The organism is Eubacteriales bacterium mix99 (assembly GCA_038396605.1).
Classification (GTDB): domain Bacteria; phylum Bacillota; class Clostridia; order Caldicoprobacterales; family DTU083; genus UBA4874.
Genome location: CP121690.1, coordinates 3,063,493 through 3,076,529, shown reverse-complemented (window position 1 = coordinate 3,076,529; position 13,037 = coordinate 3,063,493). Strand labels below are relative to the sequence as shown.

General features: G+C 50.6%; 10 protein-coding genes. All 10 read left to right on the top strand.

Annotated features, from left to right (window positions below; genetic code table 11):
* The first annotated feature begins 49 nt into the window (after positions 1–49).
* The 10 genes from QBE55_13750 (at position 50) to QBE55_13705 (ending at position 13,027) form a co-directional block, all read left to right on the top strand.
* Entirely contained in the window at positions 50–955 is a 906-nt protein-coding gene (locus QBE55_13750; GenBank protein ID WZL78549.1) for an MBL fold metallo-hydrolase, read from the top strand.
* On the top strand, positions 952–1,755 hold the full coding sequence (locus QBE55_13745; protein ID WZL78548.1) for an aldolase/citrate lyase family protein: 804 nt from the start codon (positions 952–954) through the stop codon (positions 1,753–1,755). Before QBE55_13750 ends, QBE55_13745 begins: the two co-directional genes overlap by 4 nt.
* Before the next feature lie 55 nt (positions 1,756–1,810).
* Positions 1,811–2,716 (top strand): aldose 1-epimerase family protein, encoded by a 906-nt coding sequence (locus QBE55_13740; protein ID WZL78547.1) that lies wholly within the window; start codon positions 1,811–1,813, stop codon positions 2,714–2,716.
* Positions 2,717–2,739: 23 nt separating this feature from the next.
* Positions 2,740–5,814, top strand: a complete 3,075-nt coding sequence (locus tag QBE55_13735) for a hypothetical protein (GenBank protein WZL78546.1) — start codon at positions 2,740–2,742, stop codon at positions 5,812–5,814.
* A complete protein-coding gene (locus QBE55_13730; protein ID WZL78545.1) occupies positions 5,735–7,027 on the top strand; it encodes a family 43 glycosylhydrolase in 1,293 nt (430 codons plus the stop codon). Before QBE55_13735 ends, QBE55_13730 begins: the two co-directional genes overlap by 80 nt.
* Positions 7,005–7,415 (top strand): SGNH/GDSL hydrolase family protein, encoded by a 411-nt coding sequence (locus QBE55_13725; protein ID WZL78544.1) that lies wholly within the window; start codon positions 7,005–7,007, stop codon positions 7,413–7,415. The genes QBE55_13730 and QBE55_13725 overlap by 23 nt, the downstream gene beginning before the upstream one ends.
* 356 nt (positions 7,416–7,771) lie before the next feature.
* Positions 7,772–8,902, top strand: a complete 1,131-nt coding sequence (locus QBE55_13720) for a galactose ABC transporter substrate-binding protein (protein ID WZL78543.1) — start codon at positions 7,772–7,774, stop codon at positions 8,900–8,902.
* 82 nt (positions 8,903–8,984) lie between these two features.
* Positions 8,985–10,484 (top strand): ATP-binding cassette domain-containing protein, encoded by a 1,500-nt coding sequence (locus QBE55_13715; protein ID WZL78542.1) that lies wholly within the window; start codon positions 8,985–8,987, stop codon positions 10,482–10,484.
* A 15-nt stretch (positions 10,485–10,499) separates the two neighbouring features.
* Positions 10,500–11,570, top strand: a complete 1,071-nt coding sequence (locus tag QBE55_13710) for a beta-methylgalactoside transporter (GenBank protein ID WZL78541.1) — start codon at positions 10,500–10,502, stop codon at positions 11,568–11,570.
* Positions 11,571–11,686: 116 nt separating this feature from the next.
* A complete protein-coding gene (locus QBE55_13705) occupies positions 11,687–13,027 on the top strand; it encodes a pyrimidine-nucleoside phosphorylase (GenBank protein ID WZL78540.1) in 1,341 nt (446 codons plus the stop codon).
* Positions 13,028–13,037 lie beyond the last annotated feature (10 nt).

The following is a 13,037-nucleotide window of genomic DNA, read 5'->3' as shown; positions in this document are numbered from 1 at the left end:
CCTTACAAAGACGATGATAGTAAGATGGATGATAATTGGAGGATGGATAATGATTGGTTTTGAAGAGATCGTGCCGGGGATTAAGCTGCTTCGAACGCCCTTTGGGGACTATTGGAGCGGTGTCGTACTGGTATGCGGCCGGAACGCCGAAGATACCGTACTGATTGACAGCGGAGCGAATCGGGAAGTCGTGGATGATTGCATTCTTCCGGCGCTGGAAGCGGAAAAAATCCGGCCGGAGCAAATCGGATGGCTTACCTGCACCCACTGCCATGGGGATCATGTCGGCGGGCATTACCGCATAAAGGAGCTGACCGGAATTCGGACAGCGGTATATGAGGGCTCTGCCGATAAAATCCGTAACCCATTAAAATACAATAAACTGATCCGGAGCGTTTTTCCCGAAGACAGCCCGGAGCCGGCCAAAGTTCTTCTCGGTGTGGAGCCGGATCGGCTGATGAAAGAAGGGGAGCTTTTAGCGGGGCGCTTGCGTTTGATCCATACGCCGGGACACGATGAGGATACGGTTTGCTGGCTGGACGAAAAGACAAATACACTGATCAGCGGAGATTCCGTGCAGGGCAGCGGTGCGGCAGGGGCCGGCCTTGCGTTTTATCAGGATCTCAACGCCTATCGCGGCAGTTTAAAACGCCTGGCAGCGCTGCAAGCCGAAAATCTGCTGGCGGCGCATTCCTATTCCCCTCAGGGGGCGTCGGCAACGGGAAAGGAAGCCGTGCAGGATTATCTGCAGACCAGCATGGCGGTGACAGAACGCTATGACAACTATCTTTCCCGCCGGCTTACGGAAACCCCCGGAATGGATCAGAGAACATTGGCACGCGGATTGATTCGCGAGGAAGGCCGTCCGGAGCCGGAATATCTTTTTCTGGAACGGTTTACCGTCCGGACGCATCTTGAAGCCTTGAAGACGAAATCGAAAGGAGGAGTATCATGAATCGTGACGTAATCCGTTCTTTTCGACGCAAAATTCAAAAAGAGGCGGTTCTGGGGCCCTTTATGAAGACAGGAGATCCGGCGTTTGTGGAAGTCGCCGGATACGCGGGCTATGATTTTGCCATCCTGGATATGGAGCACGGTCCGGAAAGCCTGCAGGGAATGCAGAACAATATTCGTGCCGCGCAACTGACCGGAATGCTTCCTGTCGTGCGGGTTTCTTCCCTTTCGGAGGTTGCGATTTCCCAGGCGCTTGATATCGGCGCGGCCGGAGTACAGATTCCGCAGATTACATCGGCCCGGGAAGCGCGGGAAGCTGTTCGGGCGGCCAGGTATTTTCCGGAAGGAGAGCGTGGGGTTTGCCGTTTTGTTCGGGCAGCCTGTTATTCCGCCACGGAACCCGCGGCTTATTTTCAAGAGGCCAATCAGGCATTGGTCGTTATCCAGCTGGAAGGGCAGCAGGCGATGGAAAATCTGGATGAAATCCTGGATGTGGAAGGAGTCGATATTGTGTTCATCGGACCCTACGACCTTTCCCAGAGCCTTGGGATACCCGGTGAGATCACCCATCCCAGGGTGCTGGACCAAATGAGGGAGATCGTCTCCCGTGCCGCGGAAAAGGGCGCCATTGTGGGAACCTTTACCGATAGTATCGATATGATGAAGCTTTGGGTCGATTCCGGCATACGTTATCTGTCCTATTCTGTGGATGTCGGAATCTTCAAGGATGCCTGCTCCGGAATCCGCGCGCAATTCGATGCGCGATACACAGAAAAATGTAACAGAAAATATAACGGATAAATACTTATTCATCACTGTTTATACCGCCGATAATAGCGGTGAAATGGAGGTCGGTATGATCTATCAACTACATAATGAATCTCTTTCGATAAGGGTTTCCACCGCAGGCGCGGAACTTCAAAGTATATACAGTCGCAAGCTGGACAGGGAATATCTATGGCAGGCAGCTCCCGAGGCCTGGGGAAACCATTCGCTGCTGCTCTTTCCAGCAACCGGACGTATATCCCGCAGCCGGGTGTTTGTCCGCGGAAAGGAATATCCGCTTCCTATGCATGGATTTGCAAAAGACATGGATTTTACACTGGTGAAACAAACGGATCAGATATTGGTACTGGAATTAACAGACACAGAGGAGACACTGCGGATGTTTCCCTATCCATTTTCCCTTCAAGTGGAATTTTCTCTGAAGGGGGACACAGTCTTCCAACGCTTTTCCGTCCGAAACACTGGTCCGGGAGACATGTTTTTCAGCCTGGGGGCGCATCCCGGCTTTTACTGTCCCATTGTTCTGGGCGAGTCTGCCGGGGATTATCTGCTGGTGTTTGACCGTCCGCAGACAGTGGACAAAATTATTCTGGAACCCCATACGCGTCTTTGTACAACCGCACGGGAGCCGATGTTAAAAGATTCCTCCGAGCTACCGCTTTTTGAAGGCTTTTTTAACGGAGGTCCCATTCTTTCCGAGGGCTATGACGCTGATTGGATTGAGATTCGGTCGAGAAAATCCGGTCATCGCATTCGAATCGGAATTAAGGACTTCCCTTATATAACCTTCTGGGGCGTTGCCCATCAAATGAGTCTGATCTGTATCGAGCCATGGTGCGGGCTGTCGGATTTTGTTGGTACAGATCATATATGGGAAAAGAAACCGGCCGGCAACAGGCTTTCCCCTGGCACTGTATTTTATCGGGAATTATTTTTTCAGCCCGGTCGACAAACCGAAGTGACAACCGGCAGATAAATTGAACAGGAGGAGAGCAAAACATGATGAAAACCTTGAAACCGATGTTCCTTGGGTTTGTTATTTTGTTGACGCTCATAATGGGCTGCTTTCGGATTCCGGTATCCGCAACGGAACCGGATGCGACCGTTTCAATCGTTTATCTGAGTGATGAGGGCAATGACACCAACACCGGCAAATCTGAGGCTCAGGCTTTTCGTACGATGACCAAAGCAATTGAGAGCTTAGGAGACTCCGGAGGGACTGTTTGTATAGGCGAGGAGTTCACATTTACCGATACGGAGTATACTGAGATGGCACATTCCGGCAGGGTTACCATAACCGGCGGGACATTGACTTTTCCGGAAAAGTACCTTTATAGACTCGGAGGGAATACGCTGTTTGAAGATGTAACCATTCGGCATAACGGGCAAATGACATTTGCGGCAGGCTTCCACCCGATTGAATTCGGAGAGAGGGTCGAAACGGTCAATACGGGAAGCACTGATACGGGGATTTATATAGCCGGCGGCTTTTATGAACCGGAAAAGATCTCTGTAACCGATCTTGATTCCCAAATCACGATCCGTAGCGGATCATATTACGCGTTATGTGGATTTTCACGAAAGATGAAATCGGGAACGAAATCACAGACCTATACCGGGATATCCCATATTCTCATTGAGGGCGGGGAGATCCGGGAGGTATACGGAGCGGCACTCGAAAACCATTATTGCGCCAACACGGAAATTACTGTGAATGGCGGCAGGATCGGCACGATCTTTACTGCCGGTGACAAAACCCGTCGAATCAACGGTGACGCTGATATCTTCTTAAAAGGCGGCAGTGTTGATATGGTAGACATTAACAATGTTGTCGGCCATGCCAGGCTTTTCCTGGACGGCGGAACTCTCGGCGCAGCTTGCAGGTCCTATGGAAGTGCTGCGATCGAAAGCCTATGCGCCAATTCAATCCTGACGCTTCAATACAATTCGATTCTTTATTCCGAGGCACAGGCACAGGAACTTGGCAAAGATTTTGACGATATCATTCCCTTTGGCTGTGTGTATGTCAAAAACAACGCCACAGGCGACGGTCTTTCCGAAGCAACGCCGACCGGCTCGTTGTCAGACGCGTTTTCTCTTCTTTCACAGGGAGGCGGCAGTATCCTGATCCTTGGAGAATATCCGGTTCCCATTCATTTTCAGGAACCGGCGCACAACAGCAGGATCGTATTATCCGGCGAAGAAAACAGCGTGCTTCTCTTTGAAAAGGATACTGTTTACCGTGCAAACGGACCTTTGGCGATGGAAAGCATTATGCTGAAAAATGCGGGTGACAATACCAATGGCAGCAAAAGCGGTGAGCGGACACTTTATTACAATTCGCTGAAATATTCAGAAGAGCAAATCGATGGATATCGTCCGTTCTTTGATCGGGTTGAAGGCAGCCGTGTTGTTTTTGTTACAGATGACGGCACGGGGACGGGTTCCTCTCCGACAGATGCCGTAAATAATCTGGGAAGTGCGATCCAGGCATTGGATAATAGGGATGGTACCGTTGTCATCTGCGGACAGCTTTCCATCACGGATGAGGTGAAGCTTCCGGCACATAGAGGAACCGTTACCGTTACCAGTGTCTTTGCCGGTATAGACTACCGCCAGACAAACTCTGCACAGATCAATTTAGGCGCAGATCTGGCACTCGGCGGGCCAAGCCGCTTTGCCGATGTTACCCTTGAAATGCGCGCATCCTCCCGCAGTATATACTGCAACGGCAACAGTACCGTTTTTGATACCGGCATTCGGGTCGAAAAGCAGGTCGGCGTTTCCAATTACCTTTCCATCAACGGTGGTGGATTTGAGCGCGCCGTGGAAAATGACAGCTATTCGCTGATCATCAACAGCGGGAGGTATCACATCGTCCGCGGTGGGAACGCCGACCCGCTGTGGAGCAGTCACGGAGGGTATCGTGCCTCGCAACGGAATGCCAATGTAACCGTTGAGGTGAACGGCGGCGAATACTTCGGATATTTCTGTCTGACAGGTGACGGCGAAGTTAGCGGCAACTTTGATCTGACCGCCAACAGCGGTGATTTCCATGCCGGAATCTATGGAACCAGCAACAACTGCAAATCATTTTCAGGGCATCTTTCCGCTACCTTGAATAACGGAATCTTTCGTTCTGCGATCGCTCCGGCAACATCGGCTTTACCGGAGTTGAGCGGAACCTGGGAGCTGGCTCTGAACGGTGGCAACTATCAGCGCGTGACCGACGTAAAGGGCACAAAAAATTTTGAGGGAAACATGAAATCAACGCTGAATACCAGTTCGGCTATTGATATTTCCGCAGTGGAAACCGGAACGACTGCCTTTCAAAACTATCTCCGCTCCGGTGCGGACCCCTGGCTGTTTCTTCACGACGGATATTACTACCTGACGATTACAGGCAGTACGCAGATCAGTGTATTCAAGGCAATGAATTTTGAGGATCTGGCCACCGCGCCTCCGATTGTAGTCTTTAAGCCCGAGCCAGGACATGAATATTCCAGGAATTTGTGGTCGCCGGAGATCCATTACTTTTCGGAGGCGGAAGCCGGTGCTGAGAATGCCGGATGGTATCTATATATTGCCTGCGATGACGGTGATAATAATAACCATCGGTTATATGCACTCAAATCTCTAAGCGGCACACCTGAAGGACCATATGGAAATCCGGAAACGGGAGAGATAAATGTACCGGTTAAGGTAAAAAACCCGGATGATCCGGAATTTAACACAGGATGGTGCGCCGGGCAGACTGTTCTTCGCTGCAAAGGCAGGAATTATGCCATGTGGGTGGATGAAGTATGGGAGGAGCCGGTAAACGGTGAACAACGGCGCTATCAGGTGGAATACCTCTGTGAAATGAGTACACCTTGGATTCTGAAAGGTCAGAAGGCCATGATCTGTCAGCCGACACTGGATTGGGAAAAGCAAGGAGCGACCACCAGCGGAAATAAAATCTATCCGGAGGTTGTAGAGGGCGGCACGGCCGTCTATGGCCCCAACGGGGAGGGTTTATATCATTTATTCCGGAAGCGGTTACTGGACCACATTCTATTCTCTTGGTCAGCTTAAATTGGTTGGGGACGATCCCCTTTCCTATGATAGCTGGGAAAAAAGTCCGGAGCCCATTTTTTCGAAGTCTGATGAGGTGAACGGCTGCGGACATGCGTCTTACACGACATCTCCGGACGGAAAGAGTCTTTGGATTTGCTACCATGCTTACACTGGGACCAACACACAGAGCGGCAGGTTTGTCTTTGTCGAACCGTATACAGTGGGGAGCGAGGGCGTCATTGTTGGGAACGGAAGCGGTCATCCACAGCCGATTTCAACCGAGATGACAATCGATGTTAATCCGATGCCGCTTGCAGAGAAAATCAGTGGCTGGGACGAGTCAACGGAAACACCGGGATCGCCGGAGCCGCTTCCCGACGGTGTATTTGCCACGGAAAGCATATCTCTGAAAGGCAGTTCCCAAATTATCGGGAACATCGGAACGAATGCCGTGGAAGCGGGCAGTGTGGATTTTTCCTGGTCGGCTGAAATAGAAGGGGATCTGTGGATCGGTCCGGACGGGGATTGGACGAAAGTCGTGACCGGCGCGAGACCCGATCCCGCGGAAAATGTAACAGGGGAAATCAAACCTCTTCCTTTGGCGAAAGAATATCTGCTGCCGCAGTTTCCGGGGTTCCCCGCTCTGGAGGGAAAAGAAGATCTTGTAGCCGGGTGGCAGTCGGAAGACTCCTGTGTTATCAACGAAAGCGGCGCCTATGGCAATATTGATGTTACAAATGAATTAACCATAAACGTCGGCGACGAGGATATCGAAGTCGTTGCAGACAATCTGTCGGTTACCGGTAGCGGACGCATCCTGGTCAACCGGACCGGAAGCGGCAGGCTGATCCTGTATGTTATTGATGGATTCGAGCTGGCTAATAACGGGAAAATCAACCCCGATGGGAGTTATGACGATGTCTTTCTGTACTATGCAGGCGGGGAGGCCCTTGACTTCGGCGGCAGCACGGTATGGAACGGTTCTTTGTTTGCTGAGAAGGCGGATGTGACCCTTGGCGGCTCGGGAGGCATGACGGGTCCTATCGTAACAGGCGGCAATACAGTCAATCTGTCAGGTAATGGGCAGATAGACGCCGGAGTGTTTTATGCTCCGAATGCGGTATTAAAGGTTACCGGCAGCGGCAGTATCCGCGGAGTGGTCATATCGCGGAATCTGGAGCTCTCCGGTTCCGCCCGGATCCAGTATATTGATTCCATGGATCGGTTTTGAGAGCTGTTTTCACTTCGGAAACCGAGATGTAAACGAAATCACCTTATACATGCCGCTTTACAACGACTTAAGTCGCCTGACACTCGGCCTTTCAAAGGATGCGAAGCTTTCTGCGCATCCGGGCTATGCCGTAAGCAAGCCGGTAGTGTATTATGGCTCTTCCATTCCCCAGGGGGCCGCCGCTTCTCGGCCTGGCATGAGCTATGAAGGCATCATCTCCCGCCGGCTGAATGGGGATTTCATCAATCTTGGTTTTGCGGGAAACGCTAAGGGGGTGGAAAAGCAAGGAGCGACTACCGGCAGCTGGGAGACCTCAGCGATTTTTAATATGCTTAGCTACGCTAAAACAGCGAAACTAATTCTGGATGCAAATATGTTGACAAAATAATAGTATTTGACTATAATATACATGATAAGAACCATTCATTTAATAATGTTTACTAAAATATTGGATGTTTTCCTATCAAGTCAAAGTGTTAAGGAATTTTGGATCAGAGTTCGTATGGTACCGCTGTCAGATCACTTTTCCTTCCCCGCTTCTTTGCGGACAGAGGCAGAAAGGCAGCTCGGTTTCAGCAGGCCTCCAGGCAGAGTTTTGCGGAGAAGATTAAAATAAATATTCATGCCAGTCACAGAATGGGGCGTTGTCCATGTAAAGTATCTGTGAAGTTGTTTCTCTGGAAAAGCTGATATCCTGTGATTGAGAATGCAGAGATGCTCAGAATTATGAGAGGGAGGATATTTATGAAAAAGAAGATTGCAGTATTGCTTGTGGCAGTGCTGGCGGTGGGAATGCTTGCCGGATGCGGCAGCAGCGGCGGGAAAAGTAAGAAAACAGGATCCAAAAAAGCAGGAAAAACGGATGCCGGTATTGGTGTATTCTATTACACATACTCGGATACCTATATTGCCTCCGTACGTTCTGTGCTGGACAAGCGCCTGGATGATCTGGGCGTTTCCTACCAGGATTACGATGCCAACAGCAATCAGACCACTCAGAATGAACAGATTGATACAGCAATTCAGACCGGTGCCACCATGTTGATCGTGAATATTGTAACTTCGGGTTCGGTAGATGCCTCTTCCCAGATTGTGGATAAGGCCAAATCGGCAGGAATTCCCGTGGTATTCTTTAATCGTGCCGTCGAAGACGACAAAACAGAAGGACAGGTTCTTGGCAGTTATGAGAAATGCGCGTTTGTCGGAACAGATGCTCCTGAGGCCGGACATATGCAGGGCAAACTGATTGGTGATTATATTGTCAAGAACTTTGACACATTGGATCTCAATAAGGACGGCAAGATTTCCTATGCCATGTTCATGGGTCAGCTTGGCAATGCGGAAGCCATCTATCGTACCCAATATGCGGTGGAAGATGCGGATGGCATCTTAAAAGAAGCAGGGAAACCGGAGCTGGAATACTTTGACCCATCCAACACAGACAAGTATCAGGTGGATCAGGACGGGAACTGGAGTGCCACAGCATCCAATAACTATATGACGACAAATCTTTCACAGTACAATGAAGGCAATAACAACATGATTGAATTGGTAATCTGCAATAATGACGGTATGGCAGAAGGCGCAATTTCCGCCCTGAACGATAAGGGATACAACCTTGGAGGCGACAGTGAGGGAAAGACTATCCCGGTGTTCGGCGTAGATGCCACAGATGCCGCAAAGCAGCTTATCAAGGACGGAAAGATGACAGGGACCATCAAACAGGACGCAGAGGGTATGGCGGAAGCGATTGCGAAGCTGGCCGGCAACGCTGCGGATGACAAGGATCTGATGGATGGGACCGATTCCTATAATATATCCGAAAAGGTAAGCAACAAGATCTATATTCCTTACGGAGAATATACCGGAGAATAAAGAATGCAGGATGAGGAGGGCGGAGGCCGGATTGGCCGACCGCCTTACTCGTCGTTGCGGAAGACAGGACAGGAGGACAGATATGGAGCAGGATGTTTTACTGCAGATGACAGATATCTGTAAGGAATTTCCGGGTGTAAAAGCATTGGACCATGTGTCCCTGACCGTGAAGAAAGGTACCGTGCATGCCCTGATTGGGGAGAATGGTGCCGGGAAATCCACACTGATGAAATGCCTTTTCGGGATTTATGAAAAGGACAGCGGGACGATTCAACTGGAAGGAAAGGAAATCAATTTTAAAAATGCCAGGGAAGCTTTGGATCATGGAGTGGCCATGGTGCATCAGGAGCTGAATCAGGCATTGAAGCGCAACGTTATGGATAATCTCTGGCTGGGGCGTTATCCGAAAATAGGCGGCGTGATAGTTCATCAGAAAAAAATGGTTCGGGATACAAAGAAAATTTTCGATGATCTGGGCATTCCCATGGATCCTTTTCGAATTATGGGAGATATGCCGGTATCACAGAGACAGATGGTGGAAATCGCGAAAGCTGTTTCTGCAGATGCAAAAATCATCGTATTCGATGAGCCTACCTCTTCCCTGACCGAACAGGAAGTGGAGCATTTGTTCCAAATCATTGGGTTGCTGAAAAAGAAAGGCTGCGGGATTATCTACATTTCTCACAAAATGGCGGAAATCAAAAAAATAGCGGATGAAATTACCATTATGCGGGATGGCATGTGGGTTGCCACTGAGTCGGCAGATCAGATGGAAGAAGCGGATATGATCCGTCTGATGGTTGGACGGGAATTGAAAAATCAGTTTCCTCCCAAAACAAACCATCCCGGGAAAGTCACTTTGGAAGTGGAGCATCTGTCCGGAATGTACTCGATTCTGAAGGAAGTTTCTTTTCAGGCCAGAAGGGGTGAAATCCTGGGAATTGCAGGCCTGGACGGAAGCGGGCGCACGGAAACCCTGGAGGCAATTTTCGGGATTGCCACAAGAGAATCGGGGATCATTCGGCTGGATGGGAAAGAAGTCTCCAACAGAAATGCGCGGGATTCGATTAAAAATGGCTTTGCGATGCTGACGGAGGACCGACGCGAAACCGGCATTTTCGAAATCCTGAATGTCAGGGAAAATACCACCATTTCCAGTTTGAACCGGCATAAGAAATTTGGATTTTACTTAAGTGAGAGATCCATGAGGGCAGATACCCAGAAGTCCATTGATGCAATGCGTACGAAAACCCCGTCCCAGGAGACAAAGGTCCGTGCATTGTCCGGTGGGAACCAGCAGAAGGTGATATTGGGAAGGTGGCTTCTGACGGAATCAGAGGTTCTCCTTTTGGATGAGCCAACGCGGGGAATTGATGTGGGAGCAAAATATGAGATTTATCAGTTGATTATTGATATGGCAAAGGAAGGGAAAATAGTGATTGTGGTTTCTTCCGAAATGCCGGAGCTTCTTGGTATCTGCGATCGCATTCTTGTGATGTCCGGTGGCAGGCTTGCAGGAGAGGTTTCAGCCAAAGAAGCAACACAGGAACGGATTATGGGTTATGCTGCCAGATATGCATAGAAGGGGGCTTTTCGGATGAAAAAAATTGCGGATGTCAAAGCGCGTTATGCGGACTACAAAGTATTGGACAGGAAGGGCAAAACGGCATTCTGGAAGGAGGCCGTCGTTCATAATGCCATTTATGTGTTGATACTTCTGGCGGTTATTTATACGTATACGAGGAATCACCGATTCCTGAGCGTTTCCTCCATTGTAAATATTATTTCCCTGTCTGCGGCAAACATTCCGATTGCCTGTGGGATTGCCGGGACGATTGTACTGACGGGTACAGACCTTTCCGCAGGGCGTGTTGTGGGCCTGACTGCCTGTATCTCCGCTTCCTTGCTGCAGGCGGCCACGTATTCAACGAAGATTTTTCCCAATTTGCCGGTTTTGCCGATTCCGCTGGTTCTTCTGATCATTGTCCTGGTTGGCGGAATCATCGGTTGGATCAATGGATTTTTCGTATCGAAATTTCATCTCCATCCGTTTATCGTTACCCTGGCGACCCAGCTGATTGTGTATGGCATTCTGCTGATGTATATGACGATTAACGGGAATAACGGCCAGCCGCTGTCCGGCCTGGACCAGTCCTTCAAGGACTTTGTAACAGGCAGCGTAGTAAGCGTGGCAGGGGTACCCATCCCGAATTATGTCTGGTACGCATGTGTCGTTGTGGCGTTTATGTGGTTCATGTGGAACAAGACAACTTTTGGCAAGAATATGTTTGCCGTGGGATCCAATCCGGAAGCAGCAAACGTGTCCGGGGTCAATGTGGCGAGGACCATGATTCAGGTTCATACTCTGGCAGGCTGCCTGTATGGAATTACAGGATTCATTGAATCCGCGCGAATCAGTTCCAACCAGGCGAACACGGGTCTGAACTACGAACTGGATGCCATCGCTGCCTGTGTCATCGGCGGGGTATCCTTTGTAGGCGGTACCGGCAAAATCAGCGGAGTGGTTATGGGAGTGTTTATCCTGAGGATCATCTTCGTTGCACTGAATTTCCTGTCCATTAACCAGAATATGCAGTATGTGATCAAAGGCCTGATCATTCTGATCGCCTGTGCCATTGATATGAAAAAGTATCTGGTCAGAAAATAGCAGTTTTACGTGAAGCGGACCTTGCCCGGATCCAATGGATTCTGATATACTGAAACGGGGGGAGAAGAAGAGAAGACAGGGAATCCTTCATAACAATAAATGGGAAGGGGTGCACAATGCGGGCTGTTGATATTATTCAGAGGAAGCGGGAGGGGAAATCCCTGACGACAGGAGAGATCCGTTACTTTATCCGGGGCTGTGTGGAAGGGGAGATCCCGGACTATCAGGTGTCCGCGTGGCTGATGGCTGTTTGCATCAACGGCATGGACAACAGGGAAACGACAGATCTGACCATGGCAATGGTAGATTCCGGGGAAAAGGTGGACTTATCCGGTGTAAAAGGTGTAAAAGTCGACAAGCACAGTACGGGAGGGGTGGGCGACACGACCACATTGATCGTCGCTCCTCTGGTGGCAGCCTGCGGAGTGCCGGTAGCCAAGATGTCCGGGCGGGGTCTGGGATTTACCGGCGGCACCCTGGACAAGCTGGAGTCGATTCCGGGTTTCCGGGTCTCTCTGTCCATGGGAGAGTTTCTGCAATCCGTGCAGTCGGTTGGCCTGGCAGTCATCGGCCAGAGCCGGAATCTTGTTCCGGCAGATCAGTTACTGTATGCACTGAGGGATGTTACCGGAACAGTGGAGAGCATTCCTCTGATTGCAAGCAGCATTATGAGCAAAAAAATTGCCGCCGGCACCGATGCCATTGTGCTGGATGTCAAGACAGGCAGCGGCGCCTTTATGCAGTCTGTGGAAGATTCTTTTGCACTGGCGGAGGAGATGGTGAAAATCGGTACCCGGGCAGGCAGGAAAACTACAGCTGTTGTAACGGATATGGATCAACCTCTTGGCATGGCTGTCGGCAATGCGCTGGAAGTCCGGGAAGCCGTGGAAGTCCTGCAGGGCCGGCAGAAGGGGCCACTGCGGGAAGTATCCCTGTATCTGGCGGCTACTATGCTGATGACAGCAAATGGGTGCGACACCCTGAAGGATGGACGCCGCAAGGCGGAGGAAGCTCTGGTATCCGGCCGCGGACTGGCCAGGCTGGGCGATATGATTCGCCGGCAGCATGGAGACGCAGGAGTTCTTGAGGATTTCAGCCGGCTTCCCCGCGCAAACCGGATCCTGCCGATAAAAGCGGAGAAGGAAGGCTGCATCACTTCCGTGGATACCCGGGAAATCGGGCGGTGCGCTTTGCTTCTGGGTGCGGGAAGATCCCGGAAAGGGGACAGGATTGATCCCGGTGTTGGCCTGGTTCTGCACAGGAGGATCGGAGACCGGATCCGTCCCGGCGATCTTCTGGCAGAGTTTTATGTGAACCGGGAGGAAGAATTGCAGGAAGCAGTGGAAAACTTCCGGAAAGCGGTTCGGATCGGTACGGACAAACCAACGCCCAGGCCCTTGATTCTGGGCTCGGTCACGGCATCCGGCGTAGATCATACGCCTGTTTATGCAGAATGAGATATGCGCC